The organism is Yokenella regensburgei ATCC 49455, assembly GCF_000735455.1.
Taxonomy (GTDB): Bacteria; Pseudomonadota; Gammaproteobacteria; order Enterobacterales; family Enterobacteriaceae; genus Yokenella; species Yokenella regensburgei.
The window spans coordinates 1-21,025 of the sequence record NZ_JMPS01000043.1 but is presented as its reverse complement, the minus strand read 5'-3'; the positions used below and the strand labels follow the sequence as shown (position 1 = coordinate 21,025).

20 protein-coding genes, 1 tRNA gene and 1 pseudogene are annotated in these 21,025 nt (G+C 55.8%); 14 read left to right on the top strand and 8 right to left on the bottom strand.

Annotated elements, in window-relative coordinates:
- The first annotated feature begins 155 nt into the window (after positions 1–155).
- On the top strand, positions 156–1,715 hold the full coding sequence (locus GYRE_RS13280; protein ID WP_006818223.1) for a methyl-accepting chemotaxis protein: 1,560 nt from the start codon (positions 156–158) through the stop codon (positions 1,713–1,715).
- Here GYRE_RS13280 and GYRE_RS13275 read toward each other — a convergent pair.
- Positions 1,712–2,266 (bottom strand): PadR family transcriptional regulator, encoded by a 555-nt coding sequence (locus GYRE_RS13275; protein WP_038255890.1) that lies wholly within the window; start codon positions 2,264–2,266, stop codon positions 1,712–1,714. The two genes, GYRE_RS13280 and GYRE_RS13275, sit on opposite strands and share 4 nt — an antisense overlap.
- Positions 2,267–2,502: 236 nt before the next feature.
- On the opposite strand from GYRE_RS13275, the gene GYRE_RS13270 reads away from it, so the two are divergent.
- Entirely contained in the window at positions 2,503–3,282 is a 780-nt protein-coding gene (locus GYRE_RS13270) for a siderophore-interacting protein (protein ID WP_038255888.1), read from the top strand.
- A gap of 12 nt (positions 3,283–3,294) precedes the next feature.
- On the opposite strand, the gene GYRE_RS13265 is transcribed toward GYRE_RS13270, so the two are convergent.
- The 3 genes from GYRE_RS13265 to GYRE_RS13255 form a co-directional block, all read right to left on the bottom strand.
- Entirely contained in the window at positions 3,295–4,266 is a 972-nt protein-coding gene (locus GYRE_RS13265; protein ID WP_038255886.1) for a DNA repair protein, read from the bottom strand.
- A gap of 164 nt (positions 4,267–4,430) precedes the next feature.
- Complete coding sequence (locus GYRE_RS13260) at positions 4,431–5,576, bottom strand: trans-sulfuration enzyme family protein (protein ID WP_038255884.1); 1,146 nt, start codon at positions 5,574–5,576, stop codon at positions 4,431–4,433.
- Between the two features lie 10 nt (positions 5,577–5,586).
- Positions 5,587–6,957, bottom strand: coding sequence for a pyridoxal-phosphate dependent enzyme (locus GYRE_RS13255; protein WP_038255882.1), 1,371 nt, complete (start codon positions 6,955–6,957; stop codon positions 5,587–5,589).
- Positions 6,958–7,385: 428 nt separating this feature from the next.
- Here GYRE_RS13255 and GYRE_RS13250 point away from each other — a divergent pair.
- From GYRE_RS13250 to GYRE_RS13215, 8 genes and pseudogenes are all read left to right on the top strand, one after another.
- Positions 7,386–8,132, top strand: a pseudogene (locus GYRE_RS13250) (methionine ABC transporter ATP-binding protein); the annotation flags it as partial.
- A gap of 10 nt (positions 8,133–8,142) precedes the next feature.
- Positions 8,143–8,811 (top strand): methionine ABC transporter permease, encoded by a 669-nt coding sequence (locus GYRE_RS13245; protein ID WP_038255880.1) that lies wholly within the window; start codon positions 8,143–8,145, stop codon positions 8,809–8,811.
- A 21-nt stretch (positions 8,812–8,832) separates the two neighbouring features.
- On the top strand, positions 8,833–9,645 hold the full coding sequence (locus tag GYRE_RS13240) for a MetQ/NlpA family ABC transporter substrate-binding protein (RefSeq protein WP_006818232.1): 813 nt from the start codon (positions 8,833–8,835) through the stop codon (positions 9,643–9,645).
- Between the two features lie 110 nt (positions 9,646–9,755).
- Positions 9,756–10,112 (top strand): hypothetical protein, encoded by a 357-nt coding sequence (locus tag GYRE_RS13235; RefSeq protein ID WP_006818233.1) that lies wholly within the window; start codon positions 9,756–9,758, stop codon positions 10,110–10,112.
- A 48-nt stretch (positions 10,113–10,160) separates the two neighbouring features.
- Positions 10,161–12,179 (top strand): protein-disulfide reductase DsbD family protein, encoded by a 2,019-nt coding sequence (locus tag GYRE_RS13230; RefSeq protein ID WP_038255878.1) that lies wholly within the window; start codon positions 10,161–10,163, stop codon positions 12,177–12,179.
- A complete protein-coding gene (locus GYRE_RS13225) occupies positions 12,179–12,781 on the top strand; it encodes a DsbA family protein (protein WP_038255876.1) in 603 nt (200 codons plus the stop codon). Before GYRE_RS13230 ends, GYRE_RS13225 begins: the two co-directional genes overlap by 1 nt.
- Entirely contained in the window at positions 12,771–13,274 is a 504-nt protein-coding gene (locus GYRE_RS13220; protein WP_038255874.1) for a protein disulfide oxidoreductase, read from the top strand. The genes GYRE_RS13225 and GYRE_RS13220 overlap by 11 nt, the downstream gene beginning before the upstream one ends.
- A gap of 211 nt (positions 13,275–13,485) precedes the next feature.
- Positions 13,486–13,923: a hypothetical protein gene (locus tag GYRE_RS13215; protein ID WP_038255872.1), complete on the top strand. Its 438-nt coding sequence runs from the start codon at positions 13,486–13,488 to the stop codon at positions 13,921–13,923.
- A gap of 220 nt (positions 13,924–14,143) precedes the next feature.
- On the opposite strand, the gene GYRE_RS13210 is transcribed toward GYRE_RS13215, so the two are convergent.
- Positions 14,144–14,219, bottom strand: a tRNA-Ile gene (locus GYRE_RS13210).
- 124 nt (positions 14,220–14,343) lie between these two features.
- Here GYRE_RS13210 and mug point away from each other — a divergent pair.
- The 4 genes from mug (at position 14,344) to GYRE_RS13190 (ending at position 16,684) form a co-directional block, all read left to right on the top strand.
- Positions 14,344–14,850, top strand: coding sequence for a G/U mismatch-specific DNA glycosylase (mug, locus tag GYRE_RS13205; protein WP_038255870.1), 507 nt, complete (start codon positions 14,344–14,346; stop codon positions 14,848–14,850).
- A gap of 193 nt (positions 14,851–15,043) precedes the next feature.
- Entirely contained in the window at positions 15,044–15,544 is a 501-nt protein-coding gene (locus tag GYRE_RS13200) for a hypothetical protein (protein ID WP_038255868.1), read from the top strand.
- Positions 15,545–15,599: 55 nt separating this feature from the next.
- Complete coding sequence (locus tag GYRE_RS13195; protein ID WP_038255866.1) at positions 15,600–16,205, top strand: hypothetical protein; 606 nt, start codon at positions 15,600–15,602, stop codon at positions 16,203–16,205.
- Between the two features lie 14 nt (positions 16,206–16,219).
- On the top strand, positions 16,220–16,684 hold the full coding sequence (locus tag GYRE_RS13190; RefSeq protein WP_038255864.1) for a hypothetical protein: 465 nt from the start codon (positions 16,220–16,222) through the stop codon (positions 16,682–16,684).
- A gap of 53 nt (positions 16,685–16,737) precedes the next feature.
- On the opposite strand, the gene rpoD is transcribed toward GYRE_RS13190, so the two are convergent.
- The 3 genes from rpoD to rpsU form a co-directional block, all read right to left on the bottom strand.
- The gene (gene rpoD, locus GYRE_RS13185) at positions 16,738–18,582 is read right to left on the bottom strand and encodes an RNA polymerase sigma factor RpoD (protein WP_006818247.1); all 1,845 of its coding nucleotides are present in this window, start codon (positions 18,580–18,582) and stop codon (positions 16,738–16,740) included.
- A 151-nt stretch (positions 18,583–18,733) separates the two neighbouring features.
- Positions 18,734–20,479 (bottom strand): DNA primase, encoded by a 1,746-nt coding sequence (gene dnaG / locus GYRE_RS13180; RefSeq protein WP_006818248.1) that lies wholly within the window; start codon positions 20,477–20,479, stop codon positions 18,734–18,736.
- Between the two features lie 114 nt (positions 20,480–20,593).
- A complete protein-coding gene (rpsU, locus tag GYRE_RS13175) occupies positions 20,594–20,809 on the bottom strand; it encodes a 30S ribosomal protein S21 (RefSeq protein WP_001144069.1) in 216 nt (71 codons plus the stop codon).
- Between the last annotated feature and the right edge of the window lie 216 nt (positions 20,810–21,025).

The following is a 21,025-nucleotide window of genomic DNA, read 5'->3' as shown; positions in this document are numbered from 1 at the left end:
TATATTAAATTGAATGGGTCGTATCATAAGGAAATATATTTTAAAATTACTTTGTTACATTTAGTTAATTAAAAAGCGATCAAATTCATAAAGTTAGCGATTTTAGTGCCGATAGCGACTTCCATTGGATATATAAACCTGTCGATGGAGAGAATATGTTCTTAAATGACATTAAGATCAGCACTAAATTATTTCTGGCGTTTAGCTTCTTTATTGTTCTACTGATTGTCAGTTCCGTGCTGTCACTGACAAGCCTCAGCCGCGCAAATGATGGAATGCAAACCATCATTTCTGATGACTACCCCACCACGGTCAAGGCCAACGAGCTTATCGATCATCTCAATGATTCCATTATTAACCAACAACTTATTTTGCTTGATGAGCAGGGGCAGAAGTCGAAGGAGTGGGAGAAACAGCTTAAGGATCTCAGTGCGCGAGTCACGCTAATCCTCGATGATCTGACCCAGAGCCGCAAGGATCCGGAGTCGCAGAAAATCATCGCCGGTATCAAAGAGATCCGCCAGCAGTACACTGAATCGCTTAACCGCGTGGTGAACAACGTTCAGCAGGGCAACCGTCAGGCGGCGCTGGACGAGATGATGAACAATGCGCAGGTCGTTCAGCAGGCCTATAACGATAAAATAGTGGAGCTGATTGCACTGGAAAACCGGCAGATGAACACCGCCGGGGCGCAGGTTGAAACGGAGTATAAATCTAACCGTTCCCTGCTGCTGGGGATGTCGATTTTTAGCATTCTTGCCGGGGTGCTGATTGGCCTGTACATCGTGCGTGCCATTACTCGTCCGCTGGATGAAGCGGTGAACTTCGCCCAGGCGATTGCCGAAGGTGACCTCACCGGCAACATTACCACGCAGCATAAAGATGAAACTGGCGTGATGTTAAAGGCGTTGATGGAGATGAAAACGCGTCTGCTGACCATCGTACAGGATGTTCAGAACAGCGCTGAGAACATCTCCAGCGCCGCCTCGCAGATCGTCGCCGGGAACCAGGATCTGGCCGCTCGTACCGAAGAGCAGGCAAGCTCGGTGGAAGAGACCGCCGCTTCCATGGAGCAGATCACCGCGACGGTGAAAAACACTGCCGGGCACACCGCGGAAGCCGCGCAAATCTCTACCAACACCGCAACCGTGGTCAACAGCAACGGCGAGATGATGAAGAACGTGACCGGTAAAATGCGCGCCATCAATGAAACCTCCGGCCGCATGTCCGACATCATCAACCTGATCGACTCCATCGCGTTCCAGACCAATATTCTGGCGCTCAACGCGGCGGTGGAAGCGGCACGTGCCGGTGAACATGGTCGCGGATTTGCCGTCGTGGCGGGCGAAGTGCGTCAGCTGGCGCAGAAAAGCGCCTCTTCCGCGAGCGAAATTCGTAGCCTGATTGAAAGCTCCACCACCCAGGCGCAGGAAGGGATGGAGATGGTCGAGAAAGCGGAAACCCTGATGAAGGGGATGGTCAGTAACGTGGAGGAAATGAACACGATTCTGCACGAAATTGGCCAGGCGAGCCGCGAGCAGACCGACGGTATTTCGCAGGTAAACAGCGCAATTGGCCTCATCGACTCAACGACTCAGCAGAACTCCTGCCTGGTCGAAGAGTCGGTTGCGGCGGCGGCATCGCTCAACGACCAGGCGCTGCACCTGCGTGAGCTGGTGAAAGTCTTCCGCGTTAACGAGGGAGAGGTCGCTTAATCTAACTGCGAAATCTCCAGCGCCGCGCGGTCAATCACGCCGATGATTTGTTTTAACTGCGCGGCACTCAGTTCCTGCTGGTTCACCTTCAGATCCAGCACGGCTTTGAAATTATCCAGCGCGCGCTTCATCTGCGGGTCTTTGCGCAGCTCATGGCCGACCATTCGCGCCTGTAAACGGGCATGAATATGTCCAAGGTGTTCCCGGTTTTCCTCCAGCCACTGCTGGCCATCCGCGGTAATTGCGATGCGCTTGCGCCCGCCGTCTTCCACATCGATAGCAATTAAGCCCTGATCCTGGAGCAGGTCGAGCGTGGGGTAGATGACGCCGGCGCTGGGGCTGTAGTTGCCCTGAGTCAGCGCTTCAATCTCTTTGATAAGCTCATAGCCGTGGCTGGCATTACGGGTGAGGATATCGAGGATCACCAGACGTAATTCTCCGTGGCCGAAGAACCGCTGGCGACGTCCTCCACGACCGCCGCAGCCGCCGCCGTGACCACCGCGCATGCCGTGGTGCTCATGTTCAGATTCACAAAAATGGTGGTGACGCATCGTCATACTCCTGTGTTTTTTCGATATATCTAATTTATATCTAAAAATTGAATGATGACAAGCATGAACATTGATAATTTTTTATTTCATTGAATTTAAAGAATTTATTTTTGTATGGTGGCTTTTAATGCGCGTTGTGATGTGTATATCAAAATTTATCTTGCTTTCTTTCTAATTGGCAATCATTATCATTTGACTGAAATTTAGATATATCTTTTTTATTCACGAAGGCGACGATGACAACGAACAACTCTGACAAAAAATACCCGCAGCGCGTTCGCAATACGCTGCGTTTTCGCGAACTGACCGTGCAGCGCGTTGAGCGCATCAGCGCCGGATTCCAGCGTATTGTGCTGGGCGGTGAAGCGCTGGAAGGCTTTACGTCACGCGGTTTTGACGACCATACCAAACTCTTTTTCCCGGAGCCGGGCAGCCACTTCACGCCGCCGACGGTGACCGACGACGGGATCGTCTGGGCCGACGGCGTGCGTCCGGCCACCCGCGACTACACGCCGCTGTATGATGCGACGCGCCACGAACTGGCGTTTGATTTCTTCATCCATGATGGCGGCGTGGCAAGCCAGTGGGCGATGGCGGCGAAGGTGGGAGATACCCTGACCATCGGCGGTCCGCGCGGTTCGCTGGTGGTGCCGGAAGACTACGCCTGGCAGCTTTACGTCTGTGATGAATCCGGCATGCCCGCGCTGCGCCGCCGTCTGCTGGAGCTACGGCAGCAGCCCGCCGCGCCGCAGAGGGTAAAAGCCATTGTGTCGGTGGCAGATGCGGCGTACCAGGACTACCTGGCGGATCTCGACAACGTAGATATCGACTGGGTTATCGGGCACAGCGAGCAGGCGGTGGCGGAGAAGCTGGCGGCGTTAGCCGTTCCGGCGGAAGATTACTTTATCTGGGTCACCGGGGAAGGTGCGGTGACCAAAGCGCTGGTGAGCCGTTTTGAAAGCGATGAGATTGATCAGCAGCTGGTGCGGTATCAGGCGTACTGGCATAAGAAGTGAAGGGGAAGGTGGCTAGGCCACCTCATCAAGCCCCGATTCCAGGATCTGCTTGTGCAGGGTGGCGATGGTGTTCGACAGCGCTTTTTCCTGCTGGCGGAAATAGGCTTGCGGATCGGCAAGCGTCGACACCAGCAGCCAGGATTTCTCTTTCTCGAGGGTCAGCATTTCGGCCTGCAGGCTGGCAATCTGCTGCTGAATGGCGCTGATTTTGCGCAGCAGCAGCGTCAGATCGTTCAGCCTTTCGCTCGCCATCATTGGCTCATGCTCGCGCATCAGCCGGGCAAGCAGGTTACGGATGGTAGGCAGATCGCCGCGCTGCCGGGCCTGGTTGAGCTGGGCCATCATCTCGTTAGCCTCTGCCTTCAACGTATCGTCCACCAGATCCGGGTGACAAAGTTTGCTCGCCTGACGCCACAGCCGTTTTAGCTCCTGGCGATCTTCTTCTGCCATATTTTCCTGACGATCGCGGCGAGTTTGCGCTTTTTGCTGCTGATCGCGCCAGGTTTCGTACTGTTCGCGCGCTTCGTCGCGCGCGCGGCGCTCGCTGGCGTCTTCGTCCTGACACATTTCGGCTCGCTTGCGCAGTGAAGCCTCTGCCAGAGTCTTACGCAGCCTCAGCACCTCGGTCATCAACGGCCCCAGATGCTGCATATAGAGATCGTTAAATTCATCAAGCCGGGTCAGGCGCGCATTTCTGGCATCAATCAGCTCCCGCAGCTGCGTTTCCAGCGCTTTCAGCTCCAGCTTGCTGGCGGCAATACGCGGATCCTGCCAGTGGATCATCGCCCGCTGACTTTGCAGCCAGCTGACGATGGCGTTCATTGCCTCGCCGTAACGCTTCGCCTCCAGCGCCTCAATGATGGCGTCGATCGCGGGATCGTCAATGTCGTTTTTCAGGTGGGAAAGCTGGCTGGCGATGATCTCATCATCTTCCAGTTCAATGGCGTTTTTAATGATTTCCAGCCGCTTGATGGGTTTACTCATGGGGGCGTTTGCTCAGCGTCCTGACCGTCGGAATGGATGGCAGAGTAGCACTCGTCCCGGTGTGCCGTCAGCCGCTATGTCATATTATAAGTGACGTTATTTCAGTCGCTTAGATATTCGATATGAAGTATAGACTTAAGTCGGACTGACGGCGGTTAATATCGTTATTCTGCCAGCGCCTGACGCAAATCGGCGCGCAGATCTTCAACACCTTCAATACCTACCGAGAGGCGGATAAGCTGCGGCGTAATGCCGTTAGCCAGCCGCTGCTCAAGCGGGATAGAAGCATGGGTCATACTGAATGGCTGGCTCACCAGACTCTCCACGCCGCCAAGACTCTCCGCGAGGGTAAAGAGCTGCAATTTTTTGATAACCGCGTCTGCCCGTTCGGCATCGCCTTTTACCACGATGGAGATCATACCGCCCGGCTGCGCCATCTGACGGCGTGCGAGCGGGTTGTCGGGGTGTGATTCCAGCCACGGGAACCAGACTTTTTCCACCTGCGGCTGCTGCTCAAGCCACCGGGCGAGCGCCAGCGCGTTGCTGCTGTGGCGCTCCATGCGCAGCGACAGGGTGCGGATCCCGCGCAGGGTCAGGAAGCTGCTGAACGGATCGAGGACACCACCGACCGCGTTTTGCAGATAGCCAAGCTGCTCTGCAAGCGCTGGGTTATCGCCCACCACCGCAAGACCGGCGACGACGTCGGAGTGGCCGTTGAGATATTTGGTGGCGGAATGCACCACGATATCGAAGCCGAAGGCCAGCGGACGCTGGATAACCGGCGAGGCGAAGGTGTTATCCGCCACGCTGATAAGGTTGTGGCGACGGGCGATCCCGGCGATCGACTCCAGATCGGCAAGCTTCAGCAGCGGATTGGTTGGCGTTTCGACCCAAATCATCCGGGTATCCGGGCGGATCGCCGCTTCAAGTGCTTCGAGTTCGCCTGGTTTGACCCAGCTCACCTGCAGTCCGGCGCTGCGACGACGGACGTTTTCAATCAGCCGGTAAGTTCCCCCGTAGACATCATCCACGGCGACGATGTGGCTGTCTTTATCCAGCAGCTCCAGCACCGTCGAGATGGCCGCCAGCCCGGAGGCAAAAGCGTAGCCGCGGCTGCCGCCCTCGAGCTCGGCGATGGCGGTTTCCAGCGCATGGCGCGTCGGGTTGCCGCTGCGCGAATACTCATAGCCGGTATGCTGCCCCGGTGCGGGCTGGGCGTAGGTTGATGTGGCATAAATTGGTGGCATCACCGCGCCGTGGCTGTCGGTAAAGGTGCCGCTGTGAACGCTCAGGGTGTCGAAGGTTTTCATTATTTATTCCTTATTGTTCAAGGCGATTGCGCCAGCTGGTGAGAACATCGCTGCGGGTGATGAGGCCGAGAAAGCGCTCGTTATCCACCACAACGGCGACCTGGCCGCGATCAAAAATGGGTTTCAGGGCGCTTTCGGGCGCCGTTTTGTCGAGGGTTTCAACCTCGCGGGTCATCGCCTCGCGCACCGGCAGGCCAAAGCGCTGGCTGTCGCCCTGCACGTGGCTCAGCAGATCCCACTCATCGACGATGCCCACCACCCGGCTCGCTTCCAGCACCGGTAGCTGCGAGATGTCGTACAGACGCATACGAGCCAGCACGGTGGCGAGGGTGTCGTCCGGCGCGGCGGTGACGGTGGCGCCTTCGTCGTGGCGCAGGGCGATGAAATCGCTCAGATCACCGTGCTTTGCCCGGTTGAGCAGGCCCTGCTGGCGCATCCAGTCGTCGTTAAACATCTTCGACAGGTACTTGTTACCGCTGTCGCAGGCAAAGGTCACCACCCGCTTAGGCGTGGTTTGTGCACGGCAGTAGCGCAGCGCCGCCGCCAGCAGGGTGCCGCTTGAGGAGCCAGCCAGAATGCCTTCCACCTGCAGAAGCTCGCGGGCGGTGGTGAAGGCTTCCCGGTCGCTAACGCGCAGCGCTGTGCGCACGTTGTCGATGTGCGCCAGCGGGGGAATAAAGTCTTCACCAATCCCTTCTACCAGCCAGGATCCAGCGTCATGGTAACGACCGCTTTCGACCTGATCGGCCAGGATCGATCCGGCCGGATCCGCCAGGACAAACTCGGTGTGCGGTGAGTGCTCGGCGAACCATGCCTGCAGGCCGCCCAGCGTACCGCCGGAACCCACGCCGACGACGATGGCATCAATCTGTCCGTCGAGCTGCTGATACAGCTCCGGTGCGGTGGTGGTGGTATGAGCCAGCGGGTTGGCAGTGTTGTTGAACTGGTCAATGTAGAAGGCGCCGGGGATCTCTTTCGCCAGCCGCTGGGCGTAGTCCTGATAGTAGGCCGGATGGCCTTTGCCGACGTCGGAGCGGGTCAGCACCACCTGAGCGCCCAGGGCGCGGAGGTGGAAAATCTTCTCCCGGCTCATTTTGTCCGGCACCACAAGGATGAGTTTGTAGCCGCGCTGGGCGGCGATCAGCGCCAGCCCAAGCCCGGTGTTGCCCGCGGTGGCTTCGACAATGGTGCCGCCAGGGAGCAGCAGCCCCTGCTTTTGCGCGGAGTCGATCATCGACAGCGCCACCCGATCTTTGATTGAACCGCCGGGGTTCTGGTTTTCCAGCTTCAGGAACAGGCTGCACGGGCCGGTATCCAGCTTATGCAGCTGCAGCACCGGCGTCTGGCCGATGAGCTCGGTGACGGAATGGTAAACGGTCATACGCTTTCATCCTGATTCATGAGTAATGGCCAGAGTGTAGGACTGCAAAAAATGGCTGATAAAGAATCTTTCGCTACCCGTTAGCGCAAATTGGAATATGACCTGCTATTTAGCCATTTGGACGGAAAGACGTTCAGCGGTGCAGAGGGGTTGATGGCTGAAAAAGGGCGAATTTGCTCTGTTTTCAGCCACAAAAGCCGTTTTATGGCGCGCCTTTTGCCGCGTCACGGCTTTCTATTGCTGAACTTCATCTAAGGGATCTTCACCGCATTCTGCCTGCTGTTATCGCTGCAGGTTATAAGTCATGCCAATTTGTTCGTTGAAAGTGTTTCATCACTCGCTATATCGTTTGGACGTCCATACTTCTAAACCGCCATTTGCGGAAAGAACGTTAATCCAGAAATACGCAGCAGCGGATAAGAAGAAACATGATTGCTCTCAGGAATATTTCGAAAATTTTTGCCCACGGAAAGGCGCCGGTCACCGCCGTTGATGACGTCAGCCTGTCGGTGGAGCAGGGGCAAATTTACGGCATTATTGGCTACAGCGGCGCGGGGAAAAGCACCCTGATCCGCCTGCTGAACGGCCTCGAAAAACCGACCTCCGGAAGCGTGACCGTTAACGGGCACGATATTGGGGCGGCAAAGGGGGAAACCCTGCGCCAGGCGCGGCTTAAAATCAGCATGGTGTTCCAGCACTTCAACCTGCTGTGGTCGCGCACCGTCAGTGAAAACATCGCTTTCTCTATGCAGATTGCCGGTACGCCGAAGGCACAAATCCGCACCCGCGTGGCGGAACTGATTGAGCTGGTTGGCCTGACCGGGCGCGAGCATGCGTATCCGTCACAGCTTTCCGGCGGGCAGAAACAGCGGGTGGGCATTGCCCGGGCGCTGGCCAATCACCCTGACGTGCTGCTGTGCGATGAGGCGACGTCGGCGCTCGACCCGATGACCACCGACCAGATCCTCGATCTGCTTTTAGATATCAACCAGCGCTTTGGCCTGACCATCGTCCTCATCACCCACGAAATGCACGTGGTACGCAAAATCTGCGACCGGGTGGCGGTGATGGAAGAGGGGCGCGTGGTGGAAGAAGGGCTGGTGGCGCAGGTATTCAGCCAGCCGCAGCAGCCGATCACCCGCCAGTTTGTCCGCCAGGTGAGCCAGTACAGCGAGGTGCTCAAGCATGACTGAGACCTGGTTTCCTCATCTGAATTGGGATCAACTGTGGGCGGCCACCCAGGAGACGCTGTACATGACCGCGCTCTCCGGTGTGGCGACCTTTGTGCTCGGCATCCTGTTGGGGCTGGCGCTGTTCCTGACCGCCAAAGGCGGGCTGTTTCACAATCGCCTGGTCTATAGCGTGATTTCGCTGGTGGTGAACGTGTTCCGCTCTATTCCGTTCATCATCCTGATTGTTCTGTTGATCCCGTTTACCAAAACGCTGGTCGGCACCATTCTCGGCACCAACGCGGCTTTGCCGGCGCTGATTGTCGGGGCGGCACCTTTTTACGCTCGGCTGGTGGAGATTGCCCTGCGCGAGGTGGACAAAGGCGTGATTGAGGCGACCCGTTCAATGGGAGCCCGGCTCTCGACGCTGATTTTCCGCGTGCTGCTCCCTGAATCTTCCCCTGCGCTGGTCTCAGGCATCACCGTCACGTTGATTGCTCTGGTGAGCTACAGCGCCATGGCCGGTGTGATTGGCGCAGGCGGGCTTGGAAATCTGGCTTATCTGGAAGGATTCCAGCGCAACCACGGCGACGTCACGCTGGTAGCAACGGTGACCATCCTCATCATCGTCTTCGCTATCCAGTTTTGCGGCGACACCCTGACTTCTCTGTTAGATAAACGCTAATTACACACAGGAACCATCATCATGAAAAAAACATTAACCCTGATTGCCGCCGCGACGCTGAGTGCGCTGAGCTTTGCCTCCTGGGCCGATACGTTGACCGTGGGCGCGTCTAACACCCCGCACGCCGAGATCCTCGAGCAGGCGAAACCGATCCTGGCAAAGCAGGGGATCGATCTGGAGATTAAACCGTTCCAGGACTACATTCTGCCGAATACCGCGCTGGCTGGCCGTGAAATTGATGCCAACTACTTCCAGCACATTCCTTACCTGAACAGCGTGCTGAAAGATCATAAGGGTGAGAAAGACTATGACTTCGTCAGCGCTGGGGCGATTCACATTGAGCCGATTGGTATCTATTCGAAGAAATTCAAATCGCTGAAGGATCTGCCGGAGGGCGGTAAAATCATCATGCGTGATGCGGTGTCCGAAGAGGGGCGTATCCTTTCTATCTTCGAAAAAGCGGGCGTCATTAAGCTCAAGCCTGGCGTGGATAAAGTGAGTGCGCGCATTAGCGATATCGTTGAGAACCCGAAAAAGCTGCAGTTCCTGCCAAACGTTGAAGCTTCTCTGCTACCGCAGATGTATAACAACGATGAAGGTGCGGCGGTGGTGATCAACGCCAACTACGCTATCGACGCGGGCCTGGATCCGGTTCACGATCCAATTGCCGTTGAAAGCGGAGAGAACAACCCGTATGCCAACATCATTACCGTGCATCGCGGCGACGAGAAGAAAAAAGACATCGTGGCGCTGGTGAATGTGCTGCACTCAAAAGAGATTCAGGACTGGATCCGGACCAAATACAAAGGTGCAGTTATTCCAGTGAATAACTGATCCAGAAGACCCTCTCCCGGCGGGGGAGGGTCAGACACTTCTTTACAGCATTAAGATTGCCAAAGTATTTCTCGCCGTTAAGATAAGCCTTGTGAATATTCGAGGTGGTGATGATCAAACGGCAGCGTAAAGCGATTCTTCTGGTAGCGCTCGCATGTCTGGTGGTGCTGGTATGCACCGCGCAGCGCATGGCGAGTCTGCACGCGCTGATGATGACCCCAACCGCCGTCGCCCAGTCCGCACAGCAAAACGCTGAGGCGGAAGCCCCGGTCACTCCCTGCGAGCTCAGCGCGAAGTCTTTGCTGGCCTCTCCTCCCGTGTTGTTTGAAGGTGCCCTGTTTGCCGCCGCGCTGCTGCTGACGGTCTTAGCCGCCCAGCCGGTACGTCGTGAACGCCGCTGGCCACCGCGGGTTATCTCGCCTCCCCGGCTGCGGGTGCATCTGCGATTATGCGTCTTCCGTGAATGAGTTCTGACCTGTTCCTGCAGGTTCATTAATCATTTACGGAGAAAAACTATGCTTACTTTTTTCAGGCAGCTTGTGCTCTGCCTGGTCTGTCTGTGGCTGCCCGCAAGCTGGGCGGCAGACAGCGGCTGGCTGCGCGCCGCCGATAACGATCACGCCAGCGTTCGCCTGCGAGCGCAAACCGGGCCGCAGGGTGATACCCGCCTGCTGCTGGATGTTGCGCTTGAGAAGGGCTGGAAAACCTACTGGCGATCGCCGGGCGAAGGGGGCGTGGCGCCGTCGATCGCCTGGTCGTCAGCGCAGTCGGTGGACTGGCGCTGGCCCACCCCGCAGCGTTTTGAGGTGGCGGGTCTTGCCACCCAGGGCTATCACGGGAACGTCACTTTCCCGATGATGTTAAGCGGCAACGCGCCGAAAACGCTTTCCGGCGTACTGACGCTCTCTACCTGTAGCAACGTCTGCATTCTGACGGATTACCCGTTCACGCTGGACATGAGCCAGCCTGCGGAGGCGAACTTCAGCTACGACTTCACCCGGGCGATGGGCACGCTGCCCCGCGCCGACGGCCTGACTTCGTCACTTAACGCCGAATATGCGCCGGGTAAACTGGTGGTGAAAGCCACGCGTGAGGCGGGCTGGCAAAAACCGGCGCTGTATCTGGATTCACTCGACGACGCCGACTTTGCGAAGCCGGAGATGACAGTGAGCGGTAACACCCTCACCGCAACGGTGGCGGTCAGCGACGGCTGGGGCGACAGCGCGCCGGATCTGCGCGGTAAAACGCTTTCTCTGGTGCTGGCCGACAGCGGCCTGGCGCAGGAGAGCACGGCGCTGATTGCCACCGCCAGCAGCCTGCCGACGGCGGGGCTCTCGCTGTGGCTGGTGGTGCCGATGGCGCTGCTCGGCGGCCTTATCCTCAATATCATGCCCTGCGTGATGCCGGTGCTGGCGATGAAGCTTGGCTCGGTACTGCACGTGGAAGGGGCCAGCCGTGGCGTGGTTCGCCGTCAGTTTCTCGCCTCGGTGACCGGCATTGTGGCGTCATTCCTTGCGCTGGCGCTGATGATGACGCTGCTGCGCCTCAGCAACCAGGCGCTGGGCTGGGGGATCCAGTTCCAGAACCCGTGGTTTATCGGCGGCATGGCGCTGGTGATGGTGGCGTTCAGCGCCAGCCTGATGGGCTTGTTTGAACTGCGTCTCTCTTCCGGTGTGAACACGTTCCTCGCGACCCGCGGTGGCAACGGGCTGGGGGGGCATTTCTGGCAGGGAGCCTTCGCCACGCTGCTGGCGACCCCCTGTACCGCGCCGTTCCTCGGTACCGCCGTTTCGGTGGCGCTGGTCGCACCGCTGCCGGTGCTGTGGGGGATTTTCCTCGCGATGGGCGTTGGCATGAGCCTGCCGTGGCTGCTGATTGCCGCCTGGCCGGGGATGGCGCTGCGCCTGCCGCGCCCGGGGCGCTGGATGAATAGCGTGCGGGTGATCCTCGGCCTGATGATGCTGGGCTCTGCGCTCTGGCTGTTCACGCTGCTGACCGTGCATATCGGTCCGGCCGCGACGTGGATAGTGGTGGCGATTGTGGCGCTGCTGTTGCTCGCCGCGACGCTCTGGCGCTATCGCTGGCGGGTGGCGCTAAAGGCAAGCCTGGTGGCGCTGTTGCTGGCGGCGGTAGGCGTCTGGGCAACGCAGTCTGACAACGACGGCGTGGTTCGTGACCGGGTGCAGTGGCAGCCGCTCAGCGAGCAGGCGATTACCGATGCGCTGGCAGCGAACAAGCGGGTGTTTGTCGACGTGACCGCCGACTGGTGTGTGACCTGTAAAGCCAATAAATACAACGTGCTGCTGCGTGAAGAGATCCAGCAGGCGCTGACCGCACCGGACGTTGTCGCCCTGCGCGGTGACTGGAGTAAACCTTCAGAGAGCATCAGCCAGTTTCTCAACCGCCGCCAGAGCGCGGCCGTCCCCTTCAATCAAATTTATGGACCGGGTCTGCCGCAGGGGAAAATTCTGCCTGCGCTGTTAAACCGCGAAGTGGTGCAGAGCACCCTGTCCGACGCTAAAGGAACGAAGTAATGCGTTATTTCACACTGATCCTGCTGCTTTGTGTTTCAGCATTCAGCGTTGCCGCAGAACCGGCTTCATCCGGGGAAGATCAGCTGGCAAGCCTGCTGTTCAACGACCAGACCAACCCGCGCATTGGCGCTGAGAAACCGAAGCTGGTTATCGTCAGCTTCACCGATTACAACTGCCCGTACTGCAAACAGTTTGACCCGATGCTGGAGAAAATTGTCCACGACAACCCGCAGGTGCAGCTCATCGTGAAGCTGCTGCCGTTCAAGGGGGAAAGTTCAATGGCCTCGGCTCAGGTGGCGCTGACCGCCTGGCGACAGGCACCGGACAAGTTCTGGGCGCTGCATCAGCGGCTGATGTCGAAGAAGGGCTACCACGATGCAGCTTCGATTGCTGCCGCGCAGGTGAAAACCGGCACTTCTGACATCAAGCCCGACGACAAAAGCCGCGACAGCGTGCAAATGAACCTGATCCTCTCCCAGGTGCTGGGCGTGCAGGGCACTCCGGCCACTATCATCGGCGACCAGATGGTGGCGGGGGCTATTCCTTATAACGACCTGGAGGCGCTGGTGAAAGAACAGCTGGCGAAAGCCAATGCGCAGTAAGCTGCGCCGCTGGATGCGGGAACTGGTCGTCCTGCTGCTGCTGGCGATGGCAGTGATGTGGGGCATGGATCAGCTGCGTAAACCTGTGCTACCGGCAGATTTCTCCGGCATGCCGATGCAGACGCTGACGGGGAGTCAGGTGGATCTGGCGGCACTCAGCGCTGACCGCCCGCTGCTGCTTTACATCTGGGCGACGTGGTGCGGGATTTGTCGCTACACCACCCCGGCGGTAGACGCGATGGTGGAGCAGGGCGCGAACGTGATGACGCTGGCGATGCGCTCCGGCGACGACCAGGAGCTTACGCGCTACCTGCAAAAACGCCAGCTCAGCATGCCGGTTATCAACGATGCCCGCGGCAACCTGGCTAGGCAGTGGCAGGTGGGGGTAACGCCAACGCTGGTGGTGATTTCCAAAGGTAAAGTGGTGACCGCTACCACCGGCTGGACCAGCGCCTGGGGCATGAAGCTCCGGTTGTGGTGGGCGAGCGTGTAGGGAATGAAAGAATAAACCTGCCAGGGAAGGCGGGTTTGCACTGATTTCACAGACCGTTGGAAGCTGCCTCGCAAAAGCAAATTTTCAGCGAGAAAGGGCTTTCCTCTCCTTGTTGGCGAGCCCAGAGTAAGCTGACTTCGGTAAAATCCGTAGCCAGGCGTAGGAACCTGAATGACTCAACGACGGTATATAACTAAAACGGAGATTTATTATGACTGTTTACTACCCGTCGTCCCTCCCTGATGGAGTTATCACCACACCGATCCCTGCTTCAGCCGATGCCTTTGAGGTTGTAGAGATTTGCTCTGCGTTCGTCAATGAACTGGTCGAGTACCACGACGCCGCCAGCTCCCACGCGCTGTGTGGTCGTTTGTCACATGCGCTGGGGGTGCTCCATCAGCTGTGCACCGTCGATCTGCCCTCGCACCGCGTGACTGCGTTAGCCGCAGAAGAGATCCCTCCTTCGTCGTTTGCAGCGTACTGGGGAGACAGCGATACGCTTCTGACCTATGCGCAGGGGGTAACGCAGACGCTGTTAAGTGGTGTGCTGCAGCCTGCCCAGGCGGAGACGATGAAAGGGTTGTTGCACGATTTAGTGCATGTGTTAGAGGCGTATATTCAGGAGCCGCGGGTGGAGAGAGTGCACTAAATTGTCGGAGGCAGGTAATTATCTTGTCCCGGCTCGTTCGTCGTCAACATGCCATTTTTATCTCACGAGATTTGTGTGAAGTCGGGTTTCGATTTTTTGAACTGAGGAGCCCTTATTTTGGATGGATCGTAGTTTCTCCAGATAAGGTCTCAAGCGAGTTAAAAAGGTTGTGATAGTAATACAAAAGGGCTGACGATCTCTCGTCAGCCCTTGCGGTATCTGGTGGCCCCTGCTGGACTTGAACCAGCGACCAAGCGATTATGAGTCGCCTGCTCTAACCACTGAGCTAAGGGGCCGTGGCGGTGGATTATAAAGTAACTCCCGAAGGCTTTCCAGCGTAAAGCACGTGCATGCTGCTTTTATAAACAATGTCTTTTCAATCCTTTATACTGAGATCTCATTTTGCTGAGCGGGGACGTTATGATTCACGACATTCTGGCACCTGGGCTGCGGGTGGTGTTCTGCGGTATTAATCCGGGGAAGTCATCGGCGCACACCGGGTTTCACTTCGCGCATCCGGGGAATCGCTTCTGGAAGGTTATCCATCAGGCGGGGTTCACCGAGAGATTACTCAGGCCTGAAGAAGAGCAGCATCTGCTGGATACGCGCTGCGGTATTACCATGCTGGTTGAGCGCCCGACGGTGCAGGCGAGTGAAGTGGCGTTGCAGGAGCTACGCGGCGGTGGCCGGGGGCTCATCGCGAAGATAGAAGAGTACCAGCCAGCGGCGCTGGCGATACTGGGTAAGCAGGCGTATGAGCAGGCTTTTAGCGTTCGTGGCGCGAAGTGGGGCAGGCAGCAGGCAACTATCGGCGGAACGCAAGTGTGGGTGCTGCCGAATCCCAGTGGTCTGAATCGCGCGACGCTGGATGAACTGGTGGAAGCATACCGTGAGCTGGACGAAGCGCTGGCGGTACGTGGGCTTTAATCTATTTTTATTTTCTGACTCCACAACAAAGGGTGAGTGTAGCCACCCTTAAATATTATTAAATAAGTCTTCACTAATATATTCTCGCGGGGGAACTGTTCCTCCGTGTTCGTGACCTTTTATACGATTAATACTTTACCTACCAAATTCATCGACTCTGTCGCAGCGAAATAATTATGCTTATGAGGTAAGTATGAATACTAAAAATAATGAGGATTTATTACAGGTTTATCCGCTTATTTTTTCCGGGTTGCCTGCAATGAGCTCTGAAAATGAAAGGGAACTTATTCAGTTTTGTGAGCGTTATCCACTTTCGGTGCTTTCCGCAATGCCATGGGCTGCGGCGGAAATTGCTGGAGTTTGCGGGTTCTCTACGCTATTCCACTTAATGTACCGCTATGGTGGGAGAAAACTCTATCTGCCTAAAAAAAACGAACGATTCAATAAATTATATAACATTGAAATTGAGGGCGACCAGTATCAGCGTTTACTGAAACGGGTTGACTCCGCCGGTAATATTGAGCTGCCTTCTGCCTGGGGCGTATTTATAGCTATTCGACGGGCTGCCATGCAAATGGCCATGCGCGATAATGTGCCGTCGATGGAGTTGACGAGAACGTTTGGTGTCAGTATGCGAAATATTAGAATGATTCGCTCAACTTCTGAAAAAATAAAAGGAGGTGAAGGTTTTTAGAAACCCGTTGTAGATTAAAAACACACAACATTAATATCATGGTGAGGAAATTATTATGTCACAAAAATATACTCTGAATGTACAAAATAACTCTCGTAATTTCGGTAATATTTGTGTCTATCAAACTATTCCCGACATCGATGATCCAACGCTGATGTCGCTGGCGTGGTTCTCGGAAGCCGCACACCCAACCACTCATGTGCAGTTTAGCTGGAGTATCGATTACGCCTTTATCTGGGATGAAACCGGCCCTCTGGTGCCCGGCGTGGTGTTCGAAGCGTCGCAGACCTGGCCTGCTGGCTTAACCTCGGACAACAGCGTGACGCTGACGTCTACACAAAGCGCGTTGACCTTCAAACAGAAAACGACGTCTGGCCACGCCGGCACGCTGTATGTTCACAACGATGCGACCGTGCCGTTTGATACCGCGTCGGTTGGCGTGGCGATGTCCGGAGCGGGTACCTTCGTTAAACCCGCGCAGCCGAACCGAACCTACAACTTTACCCCGCACCCGGAATACTGGGTCACCTTTGGGGACTACGAGGTCGGCGAGGTGCTGGATATTGGTGCGATCACCAATGCGCAGAAAATTGTCTTTAACCCGAATGTGTATAACGTGAATGTCACTCTGAACATTGACAACACCTGGTCGGTTAAATAGCGGGGGGACAGACTATGATTATCGTTGTTTGCACAGATGACCCGAAGTTGTTCACTATTGCCAAAAATTCATTGTCGCAGGATCCGATTGTTTTCTTTAGCGTTTATCAGGTGTTTCGTGGCCGCATCCCGGTGCTTGGCGTCGCCGAGGACCTGTTTATGATTGCTCACGGTGCTTTTGACGGCGATGCGGGACAGCCGGTGATTGGCGATGAGAAACAAGCTTTTTATCTCAATGGCGATCAGTGCTTCCTGAACATCGCGCCGATCATTCCTGCCGGATATCGTGGTCGGGTATATGTCGATGCCTGTGAATCAGCAGATGAAACTTCGCGGATGGACAGCTTTATCTCTCGTCTGCAGGCGCTGTTCCTGGTCAATGGATTGCAGGTTAAGGTGTTTGGTGTGAATGGTAAAAACTCGGGATTAATTCCCACACCGGCAGACAGTAAATGGGTGCCAGCCCAACTGATGAAGTAAAAAAAAGCCCCGATGCAAGCATCGGGGCTTTATTATGTTGAGTACCGGGCCGATTAATCGTCCAGGAAGCTACGCAGTACTTCAGAGCGGCTCGGGTGGCGCAGTTTGCGCAGCGCCTTCGCTTCGATCTGACGAATACGTTCACGGGTAACGTCAAACTGTTTACCCACTTCTTCCAGCGTGTGGTCGGTATTCATGTCGATACCGAAACGCATACGCAGAACTTTCGCTTCACGGGCGGTGAGACCAGCCAGCACGTCGTGAGTGGCAGCACGCAGGCTCTCAGTGGTCGCAGAGTCCAGCGGCAGCTCGAGGGTGGTATCCTCGATGAAATCACCCAGATGCGAATCTTCATCGTCGCCGATCGGCGTTTCCATGGAGATAGGCTCTTTGGCAATCTTCAGCACTTTACGGATCTTGTCTTCCGGCATCAGCATGCGTTCAGCCAGCTCTTCCGGGGTCGGCTCGCGGCCCATTTCCTGCAGCATCTGGCGGGAGATACGGTTGAGTTTGTTGATGGTCTCAATCATATGCACCGGAATACGGATGGTGCGCGCCTGATCCGCGATAGAGCGGGTGATTGCCTGACGGATCCACCAGGTAGCGTAAGTCGAGAACTTGTAACCGCGACGGTATTCAAACTTATCAACCGCCTTCATCAGGCCGATGTTACCTTCCTGAATCAGGTCGAGGAACTGCAGACCACGGTTGGTGTATTTCTTGGCGATAGAAATAACCAGACGTAAGTTTGCTTCCACCATCTCTTTCTTCGCACGACGGGCTTTCGCTTCGCCGATAGACATACGACGGTTGATGTCTTTTACCTGCTCGATGGTCAGGCCGGTCTCTTCTTCAATTTGTTGCAGCTTCTGCAGGCCGCGCTGAACATCTTCAGCCACGTCGTGCAGTTTCTCAGACCACGGTTTGTTCATCGCCACTGCGGCGTTGAACCAGGTATCGCTGGTTTCGTTGCCAGTGAACAGGGTGATGAAGTTTTTCTTCGGCATTTTGCACTGTTCAACGCACAGCTTCATGATGATACGTTCCTGAGTACGAACGCGGTCCATCATGGTACGCATGCTGTTCACCAGGTAGTCGAACTGTTTCGGCACCAGGCGGAACTGCTTGAACACTTCAGAGAGCTTCTGGATCTCTTCCTGAGAAGCGGCGTGGCTGCGGCCCTTGGCTTTGATGACGTCGCGGGTGACTTCGTACTGGGTGCGCAGTTCAGCGAACTTCTCACGCGCCAGTTCCGGGTCAATGCTGTTGTCGTCATCGCTGCTGTCGTCGTCTTCTTCCTCTTCTTCGTCTTCGTCATCATCCATCTCTTCCTGAGACAGCTCGGAGCCGACGTGGGTCGCGGTAGGCGCCATGTCTTCTTCAGCGTTAGGATCGACAAAGCCGGTGATAAGGTCGGACAGACGAGCTTCGGCAGCTTCAACGCGATCGTACTGCTCCAGCAGATAGGTGATCGCTTCCGGATATTCAGCAACAGAGCACTGTACCTGGTTGATCCCGTCTTCGATGCGTTTTGCGATGTCAATTTCGCCTTCGCGGGTCAGCAGTTCAACAGTACCCATTTCACGCATGTACATGCGCACTGGGTCAGTGGTACGCCCAATTTCAGATTCCACGCTGGACAGCACCTGCGCAGCAGCTTCTTCCGCATCTTCGTCGGTGTTGTTGGAAGTTTCAGCCAGCAACAGATCATCGGCATCCGGTGCTTCTTCCATCACCTGAATACCCATGTCATTGATCATTTGGATGATGTCTTCGATCTGATCTGAATCGACGATATCTTCCGGCAGATGGTCATTGACCTCGGCATAGGTCAGATAGCCTTGCTCCTTACCACGTTGGACAAGAAGTTTCAGCTGTGACTGCGGGTTTTGCTCCATAAGACGGTATCCACACTTATTTCATGAGGTTGGTGTCGGTCAGCGAATCCGCCAACATTTAAAGCGAGGGCATATTTATATTTTTGCCGCAGCACCTCAGCGCGGCTGTCGGGGGCTTCCCGAGCGATATTCGGCAGTTAAGCCGTGAAATTCATTTTTTCGCCAGTTCCTGACTTATCGTCCAGAGTTCCCGGCGTTCTTCGCTGCTTAAACCGTGTGTGCGATCGCGAGCTATCAACTCTTCTTGTCGCAGCTCAAGCATCGAATCAAACATATGATTGAGTGAGTCGGTGAACGTTTTTTCTGCAATATCCTTATCTGCTATATCGTCCCACATCGACAGTTTTTCAAGGGTGGCGGCCTCTTTTGTGCCGCGGTACTGTTCCAGCAGTTGCCCGGTAGTCAAACCCGGCTGAGACAGACAAGTCTTGACCAGTTCTGCAAATAAGCCAAGTCCGGGCATTTTTTCCTGATTCAGCCCCTGTAAAGGCGGAACCTGCGGCGCCAGATCCGGGTTTTGCACCAGTAACCCTATCAGTATACGCATGGTCGTGCGTTTTAGCTGTGGAGCGGGGCGAACCGCGCCATTTTCAGCCTGTTTTGGCATTAAACGTTCAAGTTGGGCGTCATCCAGAATCCCTAACTTGTTGCCAAGCTCCTGACGCAGATAAATACGCAGGGTTTCGCCGGGCACCTGGCTGATTAACGGCAGCGCCAGAGTGCTGAGCTGAGCGCGCCCGTCCGGGGTGCTCAAATCTACCTGCGGTAGCAGGCTGTTAAACAGAAACGTGGAGAGCGGCTGTGCCTGCTCCATCCGCGCTTCAAACGCTGCTTTGCCCTCTTTACGCACCAGCGTATCCGGATCTTCGCCATCCGGCAGGAACATAAAGCGCAGCTGGCGACCGTCGGTCATATACGGTAGCGCGGTTTCCAGCGCGCGCCACGCGGCATCACGGCCTGCGCGGTCGCCGTCGTAGCAGCAGATGACGTTATTGGTCACCCGGAACAGCAGCTGAATATGATCGGCGGTTGTGGAGGTACCAAGCGACGCGACGGCATAGTTAATGTCGTACTGCGCCAGCGCCACCACGTCCATATATCCTTCGACGACGAGAAGCCGCTGAGGTTCCGCTTGCGTTTGCTGCGCTTCATAAAGCCCGTACAGCTGACGGCCTTTATGGAAGATATCGGTTTCCGGGGAGTTGAGGTATTTCGGCATCCCGTCACCGAGTACCCGACCACCAAATCCAATCACCCGGCCACGTTTGTCGCGAATGGGGAACATCACCCTTTCACGGAAACGGTCGTAGCTGCGCCCCTGATCGTTAGTGACCAGCATGCCCGCATCAATCAACGACTGACGGTTTTCACTTTCGGCACCAAAACGCTTTAAGACGTTATCCCAACCAGGCGGGGCGTAACCAATAGCAAAGCGGCTAATCACTTCACTGCTCAAACCGCGCTTTTCCAGATACTGGCGCGCAGGAGCAGCTGCGGGGTTTGTCAGCGACTGCTGGTAAAACGTGTTCAGACCGTCCAACAGCTGATAGAGCGTTTGCCGTTGATGGCGCTCAATCTGGGTCGGCCCGCTGCCTGCTTCATAAGGCACTTCAAGGTTGTGCATGGCAGCCAGTTCTTCGACGGTTTCGACAAACTCAAGTTTGTCGTAATTCATCAGAAAATCGATGGCGTTGCCGTGCGCGCCGCAGCCGAAGCAGTGATAAAACTGTTTCTCACCGTTGACGGTGAAAGAGGGGGTTTTTTCATTATGGAACGGACAGCACGCGTGAAAATTCTTGCCCTGCTTTTTCAGCTTTACCCGGGCATCGATGAGGTCAACGATGTCAGTGCGTGCCAGCAGGTCATTGATAAAAACACGTGGGATTCGTCCAGCCATATGCCCCGCAAATTTTTAACAACTTATAAACGAAAATAAGCCGCGCATTCCTTCCGGAAGCACGGCCTTGCAACTATTACTCTGTCTGTATTGAGAGCGTGCGCCCTCAATAGATTAGTACAGACGAGTACGGCGTGCGTTTTCGCGAGCCAGTTTCTTCGCGTGGCGTTTTACTGCAGACGCTTTAGCGCGCTTACGTTCGGTAGTCGGTTTTTCATAGAACTCACGACGACGAACTTCAGCCAGAACACCTGCTTTCTCGCAGGAACGCTTGAAGCGACGCAGTGCTACGTCGAACGGCTCGTTTTCACGTACTTTAATTACCGGCATGTAACTCTCACCTTTAATAAATTCGGTTTGCCGCTGGCATCAACGCCAGCTTATTTCAAAATGGTGCGGAATTTTACTGCAACTGCTGCTGCTTTGTAAAGCACCAATGCCGTTTTTGAACGGGACCTTTGTAAGGGGGGTGAGTATACACGAAGTCGTGCCCCAGGGTATACATCGACCCGCATTCGCCCTACACTGCGCGGTATTGAAATGAGG

What these genes read in the sequence shown, in the direction of transcription:
- GYRE_RS13280 (WP_006818223.1), top strand. Translation starts at nt 156, where the DNA reads ATGTTCTTAAATGACATTAAGATCAGCACTAAATTATTTCTGGCGTTT.
- rpoD (WP_006818247.1), bottom strand. Translation starts at nt 18,582, where the DNA reads ATGGAGCAAAACCCGCAGTCACAGCTGAAACTTCTTGTCCAACGTGGT.
- GYRE_RS13245 (WP_038255880.1), top strand. Translation starts at nt 8,143, where the DNA reads ATGACTGAGACCTGGTTTCCTCATCTGAATTGGGATCAACTGTGGGCG.
- GYRE_RS13235 (WP_006818233.1), top strand. Translation starts at nt 9,756, where the DNA reads ATGATCAAACGGCAGCGTAAAGCGATTCTTCTGGTAGCGCTCGCATGT.
- GYRE_RS13200 (WP_038255868.1), top strand. Translation starts at nt 15,044, where the DNA reads ATGAATACTAAAAATAATGAGGATTTATTACAGGTTTATCCGCTTATT.
- GYRE_RS13230 (WP_038255878.1), top strand. Translation starts at nt 10,161, where the DNA reads ATGCTTACTTTTTTCAGGCAGCTTGTGCTCTGCCTGGTCTGTCTGTGG.
- GYRE_RS13240 (WP_006818232.1), top strand. Translation starts at nt 8,833, where the DNA reads ATGAAAAAAACATTAACCCTGATTGCCGCCGCGACGCTGAGTGCGCTG.
- GYRE_RS13225 (WP_038255876.1), top strand. Translation starts at nt 12,179, where the DNA reads ATGCGTTATTTCACACTGATCCTGCTGCTTTGTGTTTCAGCATTCAGC.
- GYRE_RS13260 (WP_038255884.1), bottom strand. Translation starts at nt 5,576, where the DNA reads ATGAAAACCTTCGACACCCTGAGCGTTCACAGCGGCACCTTTACCGAC.
- GYRE_RS13215 (WP_038255872.1), top strand. Translation starts at nt 13,486, where the DNA reads ATGACTGTTTACTACCCGTCGTCCCTCCCTGATGGAGTTATCACCACA.
- GYRE_RS13270 (WP_038255888.1), top strand. Translation starts at nt 2,503, where the DNA reads ATGACAACGAACAACTCTGACAAAAAATACCCGCAGCGCGTTCGCAAT.
- GYRE_RS13265 (WP_038255886.1), bottom strand. Translation starts at nt 4,266, where the DNA reads ATGAGTAAACCCATCAAGCGGCTGGAAATCATTAAAAACGCCATTGAA.
- GYRE_RS13255 (WP_038255882.1), bottom strand. Translation starts at nt 6,957, where the DNA reads ATGACCGTTTACCATTCCGTCACCGAGCTCATCGGCCAGACGCCGGTG.
- GYRE_RS13220 (WP_038255874.1), top strand. Translation starts at nt 12,771, where the DNA reads ATGCGCAGTAAGCTGCGCCGCTGGATGCGGGAACTGGTCGTCCTGCTG.
- dnaG (WP_006818248.1), bottom strand. Translation starts at nt 20,479, where the DNA reads ATGGCTGGACGAATCCCACGTGTTTTTATCAATGACCTGCTGGCACGC.
- rpsU (WP_001144069.1), bottom strand. Translation starts at nt 20,809, where the DNA reads ATGCCGGTAATTAAAGTACGTGAAAACGAGCCGTTCGACGTAGCACTG.
- GYRE_RS13190 (WP_038255864.1), top strand. Translation starts at nt 16,220, where the DNA reads ATGATTATCGTTGTTTGCACAGATGACCCGAAGTTGTTCACTATTGCC.
- GYRE_RS13195 (WP_038255866.1), top strand. Translation starts at nt 15,600, where the DNA reads ATGTCACAAAAATATACTCTGAATGTACAAAATAACTCTCGTAATTTC.
- mug (WP_038255870.1), top strand. Translation starts at nt 14,344, where the DNA reads ATGATTCACGACATTCTGGCACCTGGGCTGCGGGTGGTGTTCTGCGGT.
- GYRE_RS13275 (WP_038255890.1), bottom strand. Translation starts at nt 2,266, where the DNA reads ATGCGTCACCACCATTTTTGTGAATCTGAACATGAGCACCACGGCATG.